16 protein-coding genes are annotated in these 21,259 nt (G+C 40.3%); 10 read left to right on the top strand and 6 right to left on the bottom strand.

Annotated elements, in window-relative coordinates:
• Positions 1 to 32 precede the first annotated feature (32 nt).
• On the bottom strand, positions 33 to 2,807 hold the full coding sequence (locus HH219_RS18660) for a collagenase (protein ID WP_169328312.1): 2,775 nt from the start codon (positions 2,805 to 2,807) through the stop codon (positions 33 to 35).
• A 294-nt stretch (positions 2,808 to 3,101) separates the two neighbouring features.
• On the opposite strand from HH219_RS18660, the gene HH219_RS18665 reads away from it, so the two are divergent.
• A complete protein-coding gene (locus HH219_RS18665; RefSeq protein ID WP_054452207.1) occupies positions 3,102 to 4,133 on the top strand; it encodes a LacI family DNA-binding transcriptional regulator in 1,032 nt (343 codons plus the stop codon).
• A 373-nt stretch (positions 4,134 to 4,506) separates the two neighbouring features.
• On the opposite strand, the gene gtfA is transcribed toward HH219_RS18665, so the two are convergent.
• Positions 4,507 to 5,979 (bottom strand): sucrose phosphorylase, encoded by a 1,473-nt coding sequence (gene gtfA / locus HH219_RS18670; protein WP_169328313.1) that lies wholly within the window; start codon positions 5,977 to 5,979, stop codon positions 4,507 to 4,509.
• 175 nt (positions 5,980 to 6,154) lie between these two features.
• Between gtfA and HH219_RS18675 the strand changes: the two genes are divergently transcribed.
• The 5 genes from HH219_RS18675 to HH219_RS18695 all read left to right on the top strand — a co-directional run bounded on the left by HH219_RS18675 (position 6,155) and on the right by HH219_RS18695 (position 13,309).
• A complete protein-coding gene (locus HH219_RS18675) occupies positions 6,155 to 7,384 on the top strand; it encodes an MFS transporter (protein WP_054452210.1) in 1,230 nt (409 codons plus the stop codon).
• Positions 7,385 to 7,552: 168 nt separating this feature from the next.
• The gene (locus tag HH219_RS18680) at positions 7,553 to 9,949 is read left to right on the top strand and encodes a TonB-dependent receptor (protein WP_169328314.1); all 2,397 of its coding nucleotides are present in this window, start codon (positions 7,553 to 7,555) and stop codon (positions 9,947 to 9,949) included.
• Between the two features lie 63 nt (positions 9,950 to 10,012).
• The gene (locus HH219_RS18685; protein ID WP_054452214.1) at positions 10,013 to 10,963 is read left to right on the top strand and encodes a carbohydrate kinase; all 951 of its coding nucleotides are present in this window, start codon (positions 10,013 to 10,015) and stop codon (positions 10,961 to 10,963) included.
• Positions 10,964 to 11,143: 180 nt separating this feature from the next.
• Positions 11,144 to 12,682 (top strand): catalase, encoded by a 1,539-nt coding sequence (locus HH219_RS18690; RefSeq protein ID WP_169328315.1) that lies wholly within the window; start codon positions 11,144 to 11,146, stop codon positions 12,680 to 12,682.
• Positions 12,683 to 12,787: 105 nt separating this feature from the next.
• The gene (locus HH219_RS18695; protein ID WP_169328316.1) at positions 12,788 to 13,309 is read left to right on the top strand and encodes an ankyrin repeat domain-containing protein; all 522 of its coding nucleotides are present in this window, start codon (positions 12,788 to 12,790) and stop codon (positions 13,307 to 13,309) included.
• A 44-nt stretch (positions 13,310 to 13,353) separates the two neighbouring features.
• Here HH219_RS18695 and HH219_RS18700 read toward each other — a convergent pair whose 3' ends face one another.
• A complete protein-coding gene (locus HH219_RS18700; protein ID WP_169328317.1) occupies positions 13,354 to 15,855 on the bottom strand; it encodes a S8 family serine peptidase in 2,502 nt (833 codons plus the stop codon).
• Positions 15,856 to 16,432: 577 nt separating this feature from the next.
• Here HH219_RS18700 and HH219_RS18705 point away from each other — a divergent pair.
• From HH219_RS18705 to HH219_RS18720, 4 genes are read left to right on the top strand one after another with little or no spacing between them, the layout of a single operon-like run.
• Positions 16,433 to 17,947, top strand: a complete 1,515-nt coding sequence (locus tag HH219_RS18705; protein WP_169328318.1) for a curlin — start codon at positions 16,433 to 16,435, stop codon at positions 17,945 to 17,947.
• Between the two features lie 56 nt (positions 17,948 to 18,003).
• Positions 18,004 to 18,384, top strand: coding sequence for a curli production assembly/transport protein CsgE (locus HH219_RS18710; RefSeq protein ID WP_231658990.1), 381 nt, complete (start codon positions 18,004 to 18,006; stop codon positions 18,382 to 18,384).
• Between the two features lie 16 nt (positions 18,385 to 18,400).
• Positions 18,401 to 18,814, top strand: coding sequence for a curli assembly protein CsgF (locus HH219_RS18715; protein ID WP_054204189.1), 414 nt, complete (start codon positions 18,401 to 18,403; stop codon positions 18,812 to 18,814).
• The gene (locus HH219_RS18720) at positions 18,815 to 19,600 is read left to right on the top strand and encodes a CsgG/HfaB family protein (RefSeq protein WP_054204157.1); all 786 of its coding nucleotides are present in this window, start codon (positions 18,815 to 18,817) and stop codon (positions 19,598 to 19,600) included.
• Between the two features lie 406 nt (positions 19,601 to 20,006).
• On the opposite strand, the gene HH219_RS18725 is transcribed toward HH219_RS18720, so the two are convergent.
• From HH219_RS18725 to HH219_RS18735, 3 genes are all read right to left on the bottom strand, one after another.
• On the bottom strand, positions 20,007 to 20,300 hold the full coding sequence (locus HH219_RS18725) for a hypothetical protein (protein WP_249118558.1): 294 nt from the start codon (positions 20,298 to 20,300) through the stop codon (positions 20,007 to 20,009).
• Between the two features lie 17 nt (positions 20,301 to 20,317).
• Positions 20,318 to 20,794: an HIT family protein gene (locus HH219_RS18730; RefSeq protein WP_054204155.1), complete on the bottom strand. Its 477-nt coding sequence runs from the start codon at positions 20,792 to 20,794 to the stop codon at positions 20,318 to 20,320.
• A 36-nt stretch (positions 20,795 to 20,830) separates the two neighbouring features.
• Positions 20,831 to 21,259: LuxR C-terminal-related transcriptional regulator (locus HH219_RS18735; RefSeq protein ID WP_211842190.1), on the bottom strand; the 429-nt coding region annotated here is incomplete at its 5' end.

Below are 21,259 nucleotides of genomic sequence, written 5' to 3' on the forward strand. Positions count from 1 at the left end.
TTGTGGGTTTTTATTACATTATTGGTTTCACTTTAACGGCAACCACCGCTGTTAAAGTCAACGACTAGGCTTGCACCTGTGCTATTGCCTGATACTTTTAAATAACCCCAATATTGACTCTGGTTGCTAATGTAAATACATTCGCCATTCCCTGTATTGCTTGACTGTGCTTGTTCATTCACACCATTTGGCCAGCTACTATTTGAATAGCTAAGGCTAATATCACCACTGCCATTTGCGGTCGTGATCGCCACACCATTTTGTCCTTGCACATCGCCAATACTAAACCACATTGGGTCGTTGTTACCTAAACAAATCACATCGCCATCATTTAAACGCCCACTACTGCGGCTCCCTTGTGTTGCACATACATTTGGTACGTTACTCGCAGCGCCAGTGTAAGACGCTGTAAGTTGCACGTTATCAAACATATTATAGCCCCGAACCATGACTTGATATGTACCAACTTGTGCAGGGTTTATTGCACATTGCTCACTGTTACCACCCACATACGGACGACAATCGTAGCTATTTACAGTTGGGGTAGCTTCATAACTGACATATAAATCAGCATCGCCTGTGCCACCATTTAAGTTAAACACTAAATCAGTCGCACCTTGTGGTACATCAAAACTAAAATACAACAATTCGTTCTGAGTACCACTTATCACTGTTGCCTGACCATTAACTAGTTCACTATCTCCAACACTTGTATCTGCTTCAACACTGGTAAGCGTTGTTACTGTTTGGCTACTACCTTGATTATCAATAACCGTTAGTGACACTGTATATTCACCCGCAGTCGTGTAAATGTGTGCAGGATTTGCTTCATTAGAGCTACTACCATCACCAAAGTCCCACTGGTAGCTTGCAATTGCCCCATCGCTATCAACACTGCCGTTGCTTGTAAAACTGATTTCACTATTTTGCATGCCGGCATATGGGCCGTTGATCTGTGCTGTTGGTGGATTATTGGTCGGTGTACCTGCAACTAAATCATCACACCATTGCACAAACTCATTTTCGTAACTATTTGCCCATTGAACTGTTTTAGCTTTGTATCCATTCCAATCGCCAACACGAGTATGAGCAAGCATGACATTGATTTCGCTATTATGACGTTCAAACATAAAACGAACGGCTAAATAGCCCCAGCGATAAATGCGGTCTTGATCAAAACCGTCATAGTTAGTGGCAAACACTTGCGCTAATGTATAACGAGAGCCATCACTGATGGTATTTTTAGCGGCTTCATTATTATCTAAATTAGCAACGTATTCTGCAACGCCTTCAGACCACCAAACAATATCTTGCGTTGGTGAATTAAAGTTACCGTATAAATCAAAGCGGCCATCAAGATAATGTACATATTCATGCTCTAAATTCCACACGTAATGCTCTGCATTGGCGTAACTTGCTTCATAAGCAATAAAATTTGCTTGATTACCCACAACAGAAGGGTCACCTTCTAAATACATCCCACCATTATTTGTATTAATACCAAAAATAGCACCCGCATATTTACCATAATCGTCGCTGCTATCAAATATATTTACTTGTAAAAAACTGTTGTTATCATCAGCTACTGGAGTGTTATTTGTTGCTAGTTTATTATGAAATAAGCCCTCTTCCGCCCCCATTGCATCACATGCCGCAGCGTGTTGGATTGCAGTCATATTTTGCGAGCGAATTTTAATGGTGCTGCTACAACTGTAGCTTTGCGAAAGTGCTTGCTGGGTAAGTTGCTCCACAAACCCACAAATACCATAATCATTACAATCCGCGTAATAGCTGACAGAATCCGCTGTCGCAAGCCATACCGCATCGCCATAACCAAAACTGTTATAGGTGCTGAAAATAGCTTTAATGCCTGTATCTACCGTCGCTTGAATAACAGTGCCTGAATATTTCTTAAGCCGCGCTAGTTCACTTGCCGCATTAACAATTAAGTATTGTGCATCTGATCCAATCATCCATTGCTGTTGCGTAAACGTATTCAGTTTAACTACCAAGTCGGTATCTTTGCCTACAGCAGTAACAAACGCATCATTCCACTGACCACGATAAAGTAAGGTAAATATACCATTTACGGCACTGCGCATATTCCATTTTGCAGCATAACTTTCGTTAAAACGTGTAAGCCACCCCTTAACCACACCTAAGTAGCGGTGCTGTTGTTCTGCACTATCCATAGTAATTATCACTTCTGAAAGTGTTTTACCGTGGCCGTCATTATCATCATAAAAATGGGTATTATTAACAAATGCATCAATTGCACCTACAACCGCTGGCGTAACCCATGTCGCAAAACTAACACTATCGTTATAAAACTCGGCATAAAAGCCTGTGCGAAGGTATAAAAACAGCGCCTCTAACTCAACATTACCACCGCCTGCATAAGTCTGTGAGAGTGACTTTGCATGGTTAGCAACAGCGAACATTTTATCAGACGTAAACACCTGACTTTGTATTGATGCTGAGGCACTAAATAGTTCATTAATGCATTGTGAACCTTGGTTTTTAACTTCAGTAATAATGGTTGATGTACTCGCCGTTGCTAATGCATCCAAATCACATGTAACAGCCGCGGCTTGCATTGTCATCATACGTGCGCTCAAAAGCTGCGGTTGGCTCTGCACTTTAGCAATTGGTGCTTTTTCGTTATGGTTTTGTTCAACACCATGATGATGCACACGCTCAACAGCTGCTGACTTAGGCTTAAATGTACGCTCCCCTACTTCCTCAGCCAATGCCATTGTACTCATGCCCAATATTGGTAACGCCAGAATCAGTGTATTAATTTTCATACTCTACCTTCAATTATTAGTGTGTTCTCAATTCAGAACGGGTTATTGAGGTATATTTTGTAACATTATATTATAATTGTATACAATATATTTTATATAACATTAACGAATATTCATATATTGGTTTTAACAAAATATTAAAAGGCAGTTCTTTTGGGTTGTTTTTTTTCAAAGGGGTTGAATAAACATAGACAGGAACCCTAAACCGGCGTTTTTCATAGAATTAGTGCTTTGATTTAAAGCCTAGTATGGTAATTTACTCTTTCAATCAACATCCTCGTTTGAGTAGGTTATATGAGTACAAAAAACCATTGGACACTAAAAAGTATTGCAAAAGAATTAGGTGTTTCAAATGCCACAGTGTCAAATGCGTTTAACCGCCCGGATCAATTATCTAAAAATCGCAGAGAATCAATTTTAGCGGCATGTAAAGAGTTGGGATATTTTGGTCCGAACAAAGCCGCTCAGTCTCTACGCCGAGGTAAATTTAATATTATTGCGTTAGTGCTTCCTGATAGCGTTGAATATATGGTGTCAGATCCGGTGGCGAGTAGTTTTATGAGAGGGGTCGCGTCTGTGCTAGAAAAAAGCGGCAATAATCTTTTATTGTTTTCTGGCAATAGTGACAATTTAAACAGTGTGGTTGATTTTGTTGATGGCTTTATTTGCTATGGCCGCCCACGAAACCAGCTCTTAGTAGAACAACTAAAAACTGTGCCTAAACATGTAGTGACTGTTGACTTTGACATAGGCCGCAATGCCTCTGTAAATATAAATAATGAACAAGCTAGCTACGAAGTTGCAAAACATGCCCTGCAACATAAAGATGACCAAGTCGCTATTTTAGGCCTGCGTTTGCTCGATGAAAATGTATTATGCCGCGTATATGAACACCATGAATTTGAAGCTGGGCAATCAATCGCGCACCAACGATTACGCGGCTATCAAAAAGCCTTAGCAGAACAAGATATTACCATTGGGGAAGATCGCATTTGGAATATTCCTGAAAGTACTGAGCGCTATGCAAGTATTGCTGCTAAAGAGGCGCTGAGCTGCCTACCTCGCCCTTCAGTCATGCTGTGTATGAGCGATCTTATCGCCCTTGCGACAATGCGAGAAGCGATTAAAATGGGCCTAACAATTCCTGACGATATAAGAATTGTGGGGTTTGATGGCATTGATGAAGCGCAGCGATTCGTACCCAAGTTAACTACAATCCACCAAAACAGTGAAGAAAAAGGCGCATTAGCTGCTAATTTGTTTATTACCAAAGAAGAAAATAAAGCACTCATTAACCACGAACTGCAATTGGGTCAAAGTGGCTAGGGGTTGTTGACTTTGGCGGATTAAAATTTGCTCAAACTAGGGGCGATTTAACCGCGGCGTCAGGTTCGTAACCTTGTGGGCTACATCAAAACCAAGCAAAGCTTCCGCGTTCTGTTCACGCCTTTTACCACCCTCCATGTAGGCAACAAAGAGTAAATCGCCTTAGGCAAAACCTTTTGAGCAGCGCCTGTTTGACATTAATGCTGTGTTATCGCCTATTTATGGCGAATAACCACACTACATAGGCGCTACCTTGCCTAAAGAACAAACAGACTGCTGTAAATTCAACCTTGAAAGGTCACATACCTTAACCTTTCAAGGTTAACACCTGTTTAATTTTCAAAGGTAACCACACGCACTGTCTGAGCTCTCATTAAGCTAATAAATCATTTAACGAAGTAAGTACTTGCTCTGATGAGGTATGCTCAATGATGAGTGCTTCACGAGTTTCAAAGTTTATTTTGAATTCAATAGCATTGTCATCTTTACGCCATTTTAGGCAACAACTATTTGTGTTTCCTGTAACACTAAACTCGCCATTAAATGCGTTATGTGTATTGCGAATAGTAATCAATTTAAGAAGCCCTTTAACCACTGGCTTTGCTAATGATTCACAGATGATATCGGCATCTAAATACGGGCGGTTAATATCGCGACCCACGTTTGATTCTGCCAATAATGTCATATCATTTTCACAAGCAAACAGTCCGCTATAATAAACTTGGGGCACACCTGGGGCAAAAAACTGGATTGCTCTTGCAACTAAGTAATCAAAATCACTCGCGCCTAAGGCATTATAATAGGTGCAATTAACTTGATATAAATCGACATTACTCGCAGCAGCCCCAGTCGCTTGGCGACTTTGGTTATTACTATTTGCGTGAATAGTCTCGACTAAGTTATCTATTTGCGCCGCATTTAAAAGGCCCGGCTTCTCGCCCATAGGACCGGCATCGATAATGCCAATGCCATCGTGTGTATCAAGCACGGTTAGGCAGTTTCGAGGTGAAATTTTAAGCCATTGCACTAATGCATCGCTATTATTAGTAAATAAGCTATGCAAAATCAGCGGTGGTAATGCAAAGTCATATACCATATTAACGCGTTTAGCGACTTCAACCTGTGTTTGGTAGTGGCTATGAATTTCAGCAATAGTTTCCATGCATAAATCATTAGCCTGTGCTGATAACTTATCTAAATAATCAAAAGTTTGATCTAGCATAAAACAGTTAGTTCCAGCTTCTTTTATCGCATAACCTGCGGCATCTAAGCGGATGATATTGACATTATTCTGCGAAAACTTTGTCAAAACATTATCTAAATACTCAATACCTGGCGTTGACTTTACATTGATATCTATTTGATTATCAGTAAATGTTGTCCAAAACTCATACGTTTCCCCATCTTCACAGGTAATAGCCGTAAAACAACTCCCTGGACGTGGACGGTAGATTGCTTTTTGCTCTTGTTCACTCATACCACCAGGGAATACATCTTCTTTTGTTAAGAATAGATCCCAGTAATCTGATTTCTTACCATTTTTTAATACATCTTTAAACTGAAAAGACTGTGCTGAAACATGATTTACAATTAAGTCAGCCATTAAATCATAGTGTTCACCTAACGCTTGAATATCTTGCCATGTGCCAATTCGCTCATCAACAGCACTATGGTCTATCGGGTCAAACCCCGCATCACTGCCATCTATTGGATTATAAAAAGGCAGTAGATGTACACCACCAAACACATTTTTTAGCGGGCCATTGAGTAAATCGGATAAAGCATTGATGCCTTGTCCTGTGATGCGATCTGCATAGGTGATCAGTTGAACTTTATTCTTCATCATGTGTAAATACCAAGTTGAATCTTAATCGATTAAGATATATCTTTAACTAGGAAACCAATTTTTACAAGAAGTTTTTACAACTTTGATACAAAAACGGGATGGTTAAACTATCATTTTATAATTAATGTACTGAGTTAATTATAAAAATGCTTAATCACCTAACGAGGATATAAAGATGAATAAAACGCACACTCTCGTTAGCAATACTTCATTGCAACACATACGTTGGCTCACATATATGATGTTCTTTATGTTTGCTATGACCTCAGATGCAGTTGGCATGATCATCCCTGAGCTTATAAAAGAATTTAACCTAACGATGACACAAGCCAGTGCATTTCATTATGCTCCCATGGCTTTAATCGCTCTAAGCGGGCTTTTCCTTGGGTTTTTAGCTGATAGCTTTGGCCGCAAACAAACTATTATGTTGGGCTTATTACTATTTTCTATCAGCTGTTTTTTGTTTGCCGTTAGCAGCAGCTTCATTATTTTTGTATTACTTTTATGCTTAATAGGCTTAGCCATTGGTTTATTTAAAACAGGTGCACTGGCGCTACTTGGCGATATTTCACAAAGTAATAACGAGCATACAAAAACCATGAATAAGGTAGAAGGGTTCTTTGGTATAGGCGCTATTGTTGGCCCAGCTTTAGTGAGCTTTTTACTAACCCAACAAGTAAGTTGGACTTATTTATATGTCATTGCAGGTATTATGTGCTTAATTTTAGCTGTACTTGCTTGGCGTGCTGACTACCCACCCGTCGTAAAAACCACAGCAAAACCAACCTCACTTGCAACCACCATGAAGATGGTGAAAAACCCTTATGCACTGGGCTTTTCATTAGCTATCGCACTGTATGTGGCAACTGAAGTGGCTATTTATGTATGGATGCCGACCTTACTCGCAGATTACACAGGATCATGGACACTGATGGCGACATATGCTCTGACTATCTTTTTTATCCTGCGTGCCGCTGGCCGTTTTATCGCCGTGTGGTTACTTAACCGCTTTAGCTGGCAAAGTGTCATGGTTTGGCTAAGCTTAGGGATAGCTGGTTGTTATATCGGAACATTGATAGGAGGCGTCAATGCAGCAGTCCTGCTGTTGCCTCTTTCAGGCTTGTTCATGTCGATGGTATACCCAACACTAAACTCTAAGGGTATTTCATGCTTTGCGGTGCAACAACATGGTGCCGTTGCGGGTGTTATTTTGTTTTTTACCGCCTTGTCAGCGGCTTTAGCGCCTCTGTTTATGGGTATGATTAGTGACATGTTTGGACATGTAAAATATGGCTTTATTCTAGCAACAGGCTTTGCAATATTGCTCTTTGTCGCTATGTTATATAACTACTTTAAAGACCCTTCAGCGCAGGCATTGCATCACATTAACGCACAACACGATTAATTTGGTGCAAAAAAGTAATATAAAAAGTCGTTTAAAAACAATGAAAGAGCAAAAAACAAACATTTAAATACAAAAATAAGTTGCTTAATGTAAAATCTTTGTTATTTTTACTTAATCGATTAAGTAAAAATAACAAGCCCATTGGGTCAGTAATCAACGAGGCATATTATGACAACACACAACACAACACTTTATTTACTAAGCGCACTTGCTTTAGCTGTTAGCCAAGGTTTATATGCGCAAGAAGCACAGCAAGAGACCGAAGCTAAAAAAGGCCTTGAAACCATTGTCGTAACCGGTGTACCAAGACGCACTACTATCATGGCTTCAAGCGTTTCAGTTAGCAGTGTTTCTTTGAATGAGATTCAAGTTGCAACTCCTCGTTCAACAGCAGAAGCCTTTAGAATCATTCCGGGTGTTCGTTCAGAATCGACCGGTGGTGAAGGTAATGCAAATATTGCTGTTCGTGGTTTACCTGTTGCCTCTGGGGGCGCAAAATTTTTGCAACTCCAAGAAGATGGCCTTCCTATTATGCAGTTTGGCGATGTTGCATTTGGTAACGCCGACATTTTTATGCGATTAGACAGCACAGTACAAACGGTGGAGTCAATTCGTGGCGGGTCAGCTTCTACCGCGGCCAGTGATGCCCCTGGCGGTATTATTAATATTATTTCAAAAACAGGTGAAGAAGAGTCTGGCTCTGTTGCGACCACAATTGGACTTGATTATGACTCGTTACGAACTGATTTTGAATACGGTACTTACTTAAACGACAGTGTGCGCTTTCATGTGGGCGGTTTTATTCGTCAAGGTGAAGGCCCTCGTGAAGCGGGTTATACCGCTAACAAAGGCGGTCAAATCAAAGCAAACCTGACAAAAGAATTTGATTCAGGCTATGTTCGCCTTTATTACAAGCATTTAGACGACCAAAGCATTGGCTACTTACCAATGCCAATGTACGCTGATGGTAGCTCAATTAAAGGGTTCGATGCACAAACAGACACGCCACATTCAGCACAGTTTCTATCTACCACTCGCTTAGATGGTAATAACCAAATTAGCCGCGGTGATATGCGCAACGGCATGAACCCGCAAGTCGACGCAGTTGGCTTTGAAGCCGTGTTTGATTTAGACAACGATTGGCGTATTGAAAACCGCTTTAGAAAATCATCCGTTAGCGGTAACTTTACTTCTTTGATCCCCGCAGAAGTTGGTAACGCAGGTGATATTGCCGCAAGTATTGCGGGCAGTGGCGCAACATTAAACTACGCAACGGGCGGTTCAAAAGGGCAAGCCTTTACAGACGACCTTGCAATGCGTATTCATACCTTCGATGTCACCATGAATGACTTTGGCTCAATCGTCAATGACTTAAAACTAACCAAAGAGCTCAGCGACGATACCAGCGTAACCCTTGGCTATTATGCATCGAGCCAAACAATTAGTATGTCGTGGCTTTGGAACTCATACCTTATGGAGCTAAAAGGCGATAATGCAGCGCTCCTTGATGTTTTTGCACAAAATGGCGATAGCTATTCTGATAGTGGATTATATGCCTATGGCACTCCTTTTTGGGGTAATTGCTGCCAACGTAACTACGACACTGATTACGAAACCCGCGCACCGTATGTTGCCTTTTCAACCAAGCTTGGTGATGTAAGTATTGATGCCAGCGCTCGTTATGACAGTGGTGAAGCACGAGGTACTTATGCTGGCGCTGTAACATCAACCGTTGATATGAATCGTGATGGAGCGATTTCAATCCCAGAACAAAATGTTGCCGGTATTGATATCAGTAATCCAAGTATAGTTGATTACGACTGGAGCTACACTTCTTACTCTGTCGGCGCTAATTATCAAATTGACTCAAGTCTTGCTGCATTTGCACGTATTAGCCAAGGTGGCCGCGCCAATGCTGACCGCTTATTGTTTGGTAAAGTTCAAGCAGATGGCTCTGTTGCTGATGAAGACGCCGTTGATGAGGTAAACCAATACGAGTTTGGTGTTAAAAAGCGTTTTGATTCACTCTCAGTATTCGCAACCGCATTCTATGCTGAAACAGAAGAACAAAATTTTGAAGCAACATCACAAAAGTTCTTTGATCGTGAATACGAAGCAAAAGGGATTGAGCTTGAATCCACCTACTTTTTAGATGCGTGGGATTTTCGCGGTAACTTTACGTGGACCGATGCTGAAATTGCAAAAGATGCGCTAATACCTGAAGTTGTGGGTAATACACCACGCCGTCAAGCTGACTTTATTTATTCATTGATGGCCCGTTACAACTTTAACAAAGGTTCTGCTGGCATGAGCTTTATTGGCACCACTGACGCCTATGCTCAGGATAATAATAATCTTAAATTTGACGGCTACACGCAGGTCAATGGCTTTGTAAGCTACGATCTAACTGAAAACCTTAACCTTGCTTTGAACGTAAACAACCTGTTCGATACTGTTGGAATTACTGAAGCTGAGGAAGGCAGCGTTCCAGATAATAATATTATTCGTGCCCGCGCCATCAATGGTCGTACAACGTCATTAACGTTAAAGTACTTATTTAACTAAACGAATACTCTCTCCCTTGTTGAGTGCCCAGCTATTTTGCTGGGCTTTTTAAGGTATTAACACATGAAAAAATTATTGAGCTTTGGCGAACTACTGATAGATATGCTGCCGGTTGATAATGACAATAGTGCCTACGCACCTATCCCTGGCGGAGCACCTGCAAATGTCGCTGTTGGGTATCAAAAATTAGGCGGTAACGCTTATTTTTGTGGTGGCATGGGCGATGATCATTTTGCACGTCAATTGCGACGCTCACTTGATCATTATCAAGTCGATACCGAGTATTTATTTACCATCGAAAAGGCACAAACAGCGCTTGTTATTGTCAGCCTGGACGAAGTGGGTGAACGTAGTTTTAATTTTTATCGTCATAACACTGCGGACTTGTTAGTAACTAAAGCACATATTGATAAAATAAATTGGTCAGCATTGAGTACATTTCATTTTTGTTCTAACACATTGACTCACAGCAACATTAACACGACGACATTGAGCGCATTACAGGCCGCTAATACCAATAACATATTAGTGAGTTTTGATGTTAATTTACGCTACAGTTTGTGGTCAGACACTGCTGATATAGCAGATCGTGTGTTTGCTTGTTACCGTTTTTGCGATGTTGTTAAATTGTCTTATGAGGAATTAACGTTTTTAGCAAAGCAAGCTGCTATTTCGCCATTAGAATACACTCAGTTACTGTTAGATGAAGGCGTCACCTTAGTGTTTTTAACTGACGGTGCTAACCCAGCTAAAGTCTATCATCAAACATTCGTTATCGAACAACCGGCCCCCCAAATTAAGCCTGTTGATACAACTTGCGCAGGCGATGCCTTTATTGCAGGCGTGCTCTATCACTTAAACCATGCCCATACAGCAGTTGAATTAACTGAAAAGTTAAACCACAGTCACTATGTGAAAGAAGCGCTGAGTTTTGGCCTTAAATGTGGCTCGAAAGCCTGTTTAATCAAAGGCGCTTTCCCTGCATTACCCTCTAAGCAGACTTTAATCGACTAAGTTTTTACCTAAAAAGGCCTGATGAGGCCTTTTTAATTACACAACCTTCGTAGTTATACATTCAAAATACAAATCACACCAATCTAAACAATCAATTTTACCGAACAACGTTCATTACATACACTGAGCTCAGTTAAAAAGCTTGCGAGGCGCAAGCGCTAAAAATACATGAGGTCGACTATGAATACTCAATTAAACAAAATTAAAAATAAACCAGCACTAACACTGAGTGCACTTGCTTTAGCCATTGCGCTTCCAACAAGTGCCAGCACAACATTAACCAAAGACAACGGTGCGCCAGTGGGTGATAATCAAAACTCTATCACCGCCGGTGAACACGGCAGTGTATTACTTGAAGACGTTCAGTTAATTCAAAAATTGCAACGCTTTGCTCGCGAGCGTATTCCTGAGCGTGTTGTACATGCACGTGGCACTGGTGCGCATGGGGTATTTGTTGCGAGTAAAGAATTAGATGATTTAACTATTGCAGCCCCATTTAGTGAAGCGGGTAAAAAAACTGACGTATTTGTACGTTTCTCATCGGTTATTCACTCAAAAGGAAGCCCTGAGACACTGCGTGATCCACGAGGCTTTGCTACCAAATTTTACACTGATGAAGGGAACTGGGATTTAGTGGGTAATAACCTGCCAGTATTCTTTATTCGAGACGCCATTAAATTTCCAGATATGGTGCATTCATTAAAGCCATCTCCCGTTGATAATATTCAGGATCCAAATCGATTTTTTGATTTTTTTTCGTATGAGCCGGGATCAACACACATGCTGACGTGGGTTTACAGTGACTACGGTACACCTGCAAGCCTGCGTAAAATGGATGGCTGGGGCGTACATGCTTACAAAATGATTAATAAATCGGGCGATGTAAAATACGTTAAATTTCATTGGGTAAGCCAGCAAGGTATTGATAATTTAGACGCTAAAGCCGTGGCAAAAGTACAAAGCCAAGATTTCCAGCATTTAACCCGTGATTTATACACCGAAATAGGCAAAGGTAATTTTCCAAAATGGGATCTTTACATTAAAACATTAGATCCATCACAACTTGATGACTTTAATTACAACCCATTAGACGCCACTAAAATGTGGTTAGATGTCAAAGAAACCAAAGTCGGTACTATGACCTTAAACCGTATGCCAACTAACTTTTTTCAATCTACTGAACAAGTTGCAATGGCACCTGCCAATATTATTCCGGGTATAGAGCCATCTGAAGACCGTTTATTACAAGGGCGTGTATTTTCGTACTCAGATACACAAATGTACCGCTTGGGTGCTAACCACCAGCAATTGCCAATAAACCGTGCAAAAGTGAATGTAGTTAACTACAACCAAGACGGCGCAATGAACTACGGCAACACAACAAGTAATGTGAACTACCAACCAAGCCACGAAAATGTAGCTGAAAACCCAATTGCCCGTAGAAGCCAAACGCAGCTGAAAGGTTATGTACAACAAGCCGCGATTAAAAAGCAACAAAACTTTGCTCAAGCAGGTGTTTTATACCGTGGTTTTAGTAAACAAGAGCGTACAAATTTAATTAATAACCTAGCAGGCGATTTAGGAAAAGTGCAAAACAGCAGTGTTAAACACAAAATGCTTAGCCACTTCTACAAAGCAGACAGTGAGTACGGTACACGTTTAACAAAAGCTGTAAAAGGCGATATTAAAATGGTTAAACAACTTGCAGCTACCTTGTAAATAGCCTGTTGTTTAAGTTAGTCCCAACTAAACGAACACTTATATAAGCAACCACAACTATGAGGAAGGGAGTAAACTCCCTCCTCTTTTTAAAAGGCGACTGTTATGCGTAATTTATTAATTATAGTAACTGTATTAATAAGCTTTACCAATAGTGTTAATGCTCAAAATACAACAGATACACAAATAACGAGTACGCAAGCTGAAAACCACAACTCGCCACAAGCACAGTACGATAGTTTACTCGCTTACTACTTTGCCGCAGCACGTACCAACGATACCGACGTAATTGAACAATTTGTAGAGGCTGGTATTCCTATCAATAGCTATAACATTAAAGGCTACACCGCGTTGATGATTGCCACTTATCATGGCAATAAAAACACGGTCAACACGCTTTTACACTTAGGCGCTAATGCCTGTTTAGAAGATAACCGTGGTAACACAGCGCTTATGGCTGCAATTTTTAGAGGTGAATTTAGTATCGCTAAAACACTCGTATCACTTGATTGCGACAACGCACACCAAAACAACGCAGGTCAAACAGCTGAACAATTTGCACATACCTTTGGCCAACAACATGTAATTGAACTATTAGCAGCAACTAATGACAAAAGCCAACCATAAAAAAAGCCCAGCGGGGAAACTGGGCTTTGAACAGTTCAAAAGTTTTAGTTAAATGTAACTGTCACTGTGTTCGAACATGCTGACTCAGTAACACATACTTGATAGTCGTAACTATCTAATGTTGCGTTACGCTCAAAATCACGATAGCGACCATTGTCAGATACTGTGTCTAGTAACTCACCATTACGGTATATGCTCACTTGCTCTGCAGCAACTGTTGGCCAAGTAAGATCAACTCGCATCGTACCCAAGCGTGTTTTATTAGCTCGTTTTAGTGACAGCTCAATTTCAACATCAGTTACTACCACTGTTTGTGTGAATGTATCGGTGAGTCCTTCACTGTCAGTGGCTGTCAGTTGCACTTCATAGCTACCAGCTTGTGCAAATGCATGTACAGGGCTGCTGTCTGTTGATGTATCACCGTCACCAAAATCCCATGCCCAACTAACAATATCATTATTGCTGTCAGTACTCGTGTTGTTAAAAGTCACCATCAGGCCTTGTGTGTCAAACTCAAAACCTGCTTGCGGAGGTTGAGGGCTCACTTCACCAATGGCACTAAAAGTAATAGACCAATTGTTTAATGTGCCAGTGTCTGCTGAAAGCGTATCTTCAACATGGAGAGTCCAATCACCTGTTGCTACTTCACCATTAAAATTAGCAAGTGTATAGCTTTGTACTAAGTCATCAGCTCCGCCTCCGGTTTGACTATGAAGCGTTGTTGCAGTACCTGCAGGTGAAGTCAGCGTTACAACCAAATCACCGATATATGTGTGTGAAATATCAATATTCGCTTGCGTTGCAAATACCGTTAATGGGTCAGCAACGGTGATCACGGAATCTATCCCATCAACATTACTATCAGGAATATCAATAGATGTGTCGTTACTGTAAGTAAAGTCATTTAAACCAACAGGATCAACTAATAAACTTACCGATTTTTGCTTCGCCAGTTCGCCTGAAGACGCATTCACAGTAAAGCTATAGCCCCCCCATTGCGTCGACTCTTGAGTAGGTACTGACAATGTAATAGCTTCACCTGGCATAGCAGTATTAGCAGATAAACTGGCACCAGCTAAATCACCCACAAGTTCAAGGTTAACAACACCATCCCACTGCGCGATTGACCCAATCTCAAATGTATAGGTTGCCACATCACCCGCGGTTATTTGCTGAGAACTTGGCGTAACTGATAATTTAAAGCTCGGCGTAGGATCTGCCTGCTCTAACGCTTGGTTCGCGTTTAAGCGTTTACCCGATACGGTTTTACCTTGCAGTTGTGCATTGTCATCACCACTGTCCATTAACAGTTGTTTGAGCTCACTGGTTGAAAGATCTGGATTGATAGATAATACCAATGCAGCCACACCCGCAACATGAGGTGTTGCCATTGACGTACCTGAATAACTTGCGTAACCATTACCTGGGACAGTTGATAGAATGGCGCTACCTGGCGCGCCTAAATCAACAGTAGTTGCACCCCATTGTGAAAAATCAGACATATTATCGCGGCTATCAGTACTAGCTACGGATAACACACTTTCGTGCTCATAATTTGCCGGATAGCTTGGGTTTTGATCGTTATCAACAGCATCATTACCCGCTGCTGCAACAAAAAGGATGTCGGCTTGTTCACTGGCTGTGATCGCATCAGCAAGTGCCTGACTAAAGCCACCACCGCCCCAGCTATTATTAAGCACACGAATATTTACACCGTCATTTTTTAAACCCACCATGTAATCAATACACTTGATTGCATTAGAAGTTGAACCACTACCTTGTGCGTCCAAAAACTTACAACCAACAATTGCAGCATCATGGTTTACACCCACTACCCCGTTATTGTTATTACCTGTGGCACCAATAGTACCTGACACGTGCGTACCATGGCCTTGATCATCCATTGGATCACCTGCACTAGTAATCGCATTAATACCGTAAATATCATCAACATAACCGTTATTATCATTATCAATACCATCACCTGCAATTTCACCTGGGTTAACCCACATGTTTGCAGTTAAATCACTGTGACTATAATCAACACCAGTATCAATTACACCCACAACAACATCTTTACCACCCGTGGTAATAGACCATGCCTCTAATGCATCAATATCGGCATCAGCAGTACCACCCGTTTGTCCTTCATTATGGAGGCCCCATAATTGTGAAAAATCAGGATCATTGGGTGTATTAGCAATACTTACACGGTAATCGGGCTCAACATACTCAATCGCGCTATGCGTTTGTAGTAACTTGATAGCCTCTTTGGTACTCATTCCTGTTACTTCAAACTTAGCTAAACGCCCTGACAAAATAGACGAATAATTATCATCAACTCCATCTTTATTCAAATCACTGATTTTAGCCTTTACCAAACTACGCGCTTGTAACCGAATAGCCTGTGACGTACCTTTTTTATACATGACTAACAATGAGTCTTGGCTCGCTTGAATAGAAGACTGCGCAGAAATATTCGTTACTTGTGCTGCTGCAAGACATGGCAAAATAGCCAAGCTTAAAATAGATAATTTAGTTTTCATTTACTGTATCCATAGTTAGAAAAATTAACTCAATGCAAAAGTGCAACTAAGTTTTGTTAACTTCACTACTTTGAAAAATATTACATGGCAAGATCAATAAATGACCACAAAAAAGAAAACACACAAGAAAAATTATGACCGCAACTGTAAAATCATTCTTTAACATGGGTTTTACCCATAACCTTCAAGAAAACCCATTCATTTTTACTGGTAAATTTATAGCTGCTCGACTACGCCAGTCTCATCATTTTTTACCAGTTACCAACAACAAAAACTTAACAAATTAGCAACATCAAATTAAGTCTTTGAAATTAAATGAAAATAAAAACCCTAAAAAAAGATGATTTAAGTCATTTCGATAACACAATACAGTAAATCGTCAGTTGATTTCGGCTCGCTTTTAAATAACACACAATACAGCACCGCCATCAACATAACTCTTCACCTCTTTGATGAATGAGTATTTTGCTCTTGATATTACAAAACTTAAATCGGCAAGGCATGCCGAACACAATGCAGGAATTGGCGGTATACCCATCAAGTCACTGCGCTAATAATTATAAGTTAAGGAAAAATCATGACATTGAAAAAATCTTTATTAACATGTGCAATCGCAGTTGCGTTGAGCTCAAGCTTTGTTGCACACGCAAGTATAGAAAATAAAAATCAATCAACTTCGGTACTAGCAAGCCAAGTCTCAAGTACTGCGGTAGGAAATGTTCTAACAATTGAACAAACATCATTACAAGGTATAGGCAATGATGCCACCGTAACACAACAAGGCGATGGCCTTGAGGCTAACGTAAAAAGTTTAGGCGATAACAACAGTATTACGGTCGATCAAAAACAAATTCAAAATCTATCACTAACTTACACTGTCGGTGACAACAATACGTTAAGCCACAGCCAAGACGGTGAACTCAATGGCGCATTATCAGACGTAACAGGTAACGACAACACGATTGATGTCGCACAATATGGCAGTGGCTTTTTTGGCATTAATAATGAAGCTATCAACATCATCCAAGGTGATAACAATGATGTTGCAGTTACGCAACAAGACGGTGGCCATTGGTTCTATAATCTAGACTTACAAGGAAACGATAATACTCTTAGCGCATCACAATCAGGGTTATTAAACGAAGCAAAGATTGCATTGATCAGCGGTGATGAAAACTCAGTTGAAGTCAATCAAATTGGTCTGTTTAATGCTTTTGCAATTGACGAGCTTGTTGGCAACGAAAATGAGCTTTCAATCGACCAAGATGGTAATTTCAATGACGTTACAATCACTTCACTGCGTGGTGATGATAACCGCTTAGAAGTAGAGCAAGCCGGTGATTCTAACAAAGCAACTTTCGCTGATGTAGAAGGCGATGACAATAGACTCTCAATAGATCAAGAAGGTAATAACAACGTATTTACTTCTGATTTATTTGCAGGCACTGATAATGAAGTATCAGTAAATCAACAACAAAATGACAACCAAGTTGGCGCTGATGTTGTTGGTGATAATAACGAACTCACCGTTGTACAAAACGGTTCTACAAATGAAACATATTTAGGTGTTATTGGTTCAAATAACGAATTCATGAGTAACCAAATTGGTAATGAAAATAGCGCACACATTGCCAACTTTAATGGCGAAGGTAATGATGTAGACCTCGCTCAAGCGGGTGATATGAATACCGCGTTAATTCAGTCTTCGTACCCAGATACTACAATTGCATCAAATAACAACGACATCAACATTTACCAACTAGGCACTGCGAATGAAGCAGTTGTTACTTTTGGTAGCGTAATTGATAGCAATAACAACAGCGTTGATTTTTCTCAAAACGGTGAACTCAATGCGATTGATTTAGTAATGGAAGGTAATAACCATTCAATCGATATTTCCCAAGAAGGCGACATGAATATGGTGGCTGGAATTGGTAGCGGCGCATTTATTATCGGCGGCGATAATATCAATTTCGAAGTTACTCAAGTAGGTAACGGTAACCTTGTTGAAGGATCAATCATTAACTCAAATAGTTCTGTGATCATCACCCAAGTAGGTGATTTCAACACAGCAACCATTACACAAGAGTAAGGATATAGGGGGGTTATCGCCCCCCTATACGTTATACCATGTTAATTAAAACACTTATGACTTCATTTAGCTTGCTGTGTGTATTGACCTACAGCGCTTTTTCTCATGGTGCTGATGAATTAGAAATAGATGGTTTGGTACTTGATCGCAGTATTAGCCGCTTTGGTCATCAATTTTATTTTGAATTTTCTAACTTATGGCGCGATCTCCCTTCAACTGCGGGTTTTAACGTCGAAATAAAAGAAACTGTGTTACCTCGCGCTGGCACTCAACTTACCCTTATGATGAATAATCAAACTGTTTACGTAACCTATTTAGGACGTCGACTTGAACCAATTAGTGATCGCGTTGAGCACGCACTCTATGGCGTTATGGATGCAATGGCACGCTCAAATTTACACAAAGCTTCGCCAGATATGGCAAAAAACGGATGGTAAAATGACTCCCAATTTTATGAAATATATAATAACAATTATTACAACGGTTTTTTCTTTCACCTTGTGTGCAACCGAGCTTGTCTATACCCCAATAAACCCTAGTTTTGGCGGTAGCCCATTAAACGCTAATATGTTGCTCAATAAAGCGCAATCACAAAATAAACATAAAGCCCCGATTATAGAGCAAAGTTATGCTGAAAAATTTCAAGATTCCTTAGAGCGTACGTATTTAAATCGTATGGTACGTGAAATCACAGATATTGCTTTTGGCGAGGATATTGATGACAGTATTTTTAATCAAGATTCTATTTTCTTAAGCGGGGATTATGAGATTCAAGTGATCACTAGTACTGTTGATTCAATAACAGTACGTATTACCAACACCACTGATGGCAGCATTGTAGTTATTGAAGTCCCGAGGTTTAGCTAAATGAAAAAATTATCAATTACAGCATTTGCCATTGCATTATCTGCTCTTTTATCAGCATGTAGTAATGTGGGCCACTTGATCCCACCATCTAAAGAGTTAGCCGCTACTTTAGCACCTACTGATACCTTTACAGCACTGCAACAACTCCCTAAGCCAGCAGGTAGCATTGCCGTTTCTGTGTATTCGTTTCGCGATCAAACAGGTCAGTATAAACCACAAGGGAATGTGAGTTCATTTTCTACCGCCGTCACGCAAGGTGCAAATTCAATTTTAATGCAAGCACTGCATGAGTCTGATTGGTTTATCCCTGTTGAACGAGAAGGCTTACAAAATATACTAACAGAGCGAAAAATCATTCGCGCTTCTCAAGCAGATCAACCCAATGCTGTTGAACTCCCACCTTTAACGACGGCAAAAATAATCTTAGAAGGGGGTATTATTAGCTACGACACCAATGTAAAAACAGGTGGATTTGGCATGGAATATTTTGGCATTGGCGCATCAGAGCTATACCGAGAAGATGCAATCTCTATTTATTTACGCGCCGTAGATGTACGTACAGGACAAGTTTTACTTTCGGTTGCTACAAGCAAAAAAGTACTTAGCCAAGAAATGCGGGCAGGCTTTTTCCGTTATGTCAGCTACAAACGTTTAGCCGAAGCTGAAGCAGGCTACAGCGATAACGAGCCAATGAGTATTTGCGTCACTCAGGCAATTGAAAAAGCCCTCAGCGATTTAGTCATTAAAGGCATTGATAAAGGAATATGGGCAACAAAGCGTAGTTAATCTTTCCCCAACAACAGCCTTAGTAAATAGTTAAGTCTATTGCCAAGGCTGTATCTAAATAGCCTTCGCTAGTAGTTATTACCAACTGCAATGCATAATCCTGCGATGCAAAAAAAGAATATCCACGACAAATGCTTACCTCGGGTAAACGTTAGCGACATAATACCACTTAGGATAAATACCACAGCAATAATGTGCAGAATATCAATGATATAATTGCCACTTGGATGAATATACCCAAACCACCTCAAGATACGAGTTTCAATTGGAATTAAAAGCGATTTAGGCAAGGCATTGATTGCAAGTAATAGTGGTTCTATTGTTAAAATCAATAACGCAGTATAAATCGCTTTTAAACCAACCCCCTGGGCGTTTCACAGGAACTTACTATCATCGTTGTTACTTCTTAAAAGGGACTGCCATTCTTGCAAACTAACGCCTTGATATTAAGCCCCTGTGAAACGCTGAATTCTGTATTTTGAGGTGGTTTGGGTATACAGTAGATGATCGCCGCAAATCCCCACCAAGCAATGGTAGTTAAATGCCAAGCGAAACGTAATACACGCTTTGTAAACCAATCACTGCCAAGTAATTTTGGTAAATTGTCGCGTTTAAATAAGCGGATCAAAATATACTTTTCACCCAAGTATGAGTGAACTATTCCGCAAAATAACAATAAAAGTGCAGCTGCCTCTAACATAATGATCCTTCAGTAATCTAACAACTAAAACGTGGCACATGATCTTGAAGTAACTTGGCTAACACAGCAAGTTCGCTGTCATCAGCACGCTCGCAATCATGAGATGATAAATAGCCTTCATATTTTTCTATAAAGGGCCCGAATGTTGGTTCTATATGATGAAATTCAGATCCACTTCCCGTACCATGCATAGGTGATAATTTACTATGTAGATGATCAATTTCATAGCCTTCTAAAAACATACCTGTTCGCCCTACTCCATCGAGTACAGAGTCTAAAATAAGCGCTACTTTTTTAGTTGCGACTATAAGTTTTTCAAGAACTTGATCCGGTTGTGCAAAGGCATAACTTGAAAGGTGCTGTTTAGGGATCACAACCGTGGCCCCTTTCGTGTTTGGGTAAATAGTTAAAAAAGCCAAATGTTCATCGTCTTCCCACACTTTGTGGCAAGGTTCTTTACCAGCGACAATATCGCAAAAAATACACGTATTCATGCTATTTCCTATCTACTCAATAACTATAAAAAGCATTTAATCATGCAACGGCAATCTAACCGCCATATAACGCTGTGCCCAATTAGCAAGTTCAATACGATTACGTGAGCTGGTTTTTTTAAACGCACTATACAGGTGCGTTTTCACCGTGTGATCACTGATATTTAATCGATCAGCAATATCATGATTACTGGCACCTTGAGCAAGTAAGTATATAACTGATTTTTCACGTTTAGTTAAATTAACTAATTGCTCGTGTGTGCTATCGATATTGAGGGTATTTGACTGTTCACTATTTGTGACCATCGCGAGAATTTCAATGAAAGTAGATGAAATGATCTTACGGCTAAACCACAATTCATCATTAATTATGCGGACTAATCCTTTAAATACATTTTCTGGTGCGTCATGATCATAAAACACACCTTTAAAATTATTAAGCAATAGGTTTTTTTCACATGTTGC

The sequence above is a fragment of the Pseudoalteromonas sp. NEC-BIFX-2020_015 genome, assembly GCF_012952265.1.
Classification (GTDB): Bacteria; Pseudomonadota; Gammaproteobacteria; order Enterobacterales; family Alteromonadaceae; genus Pseudoalteromonas; species Pseudoalteromonas neustonica.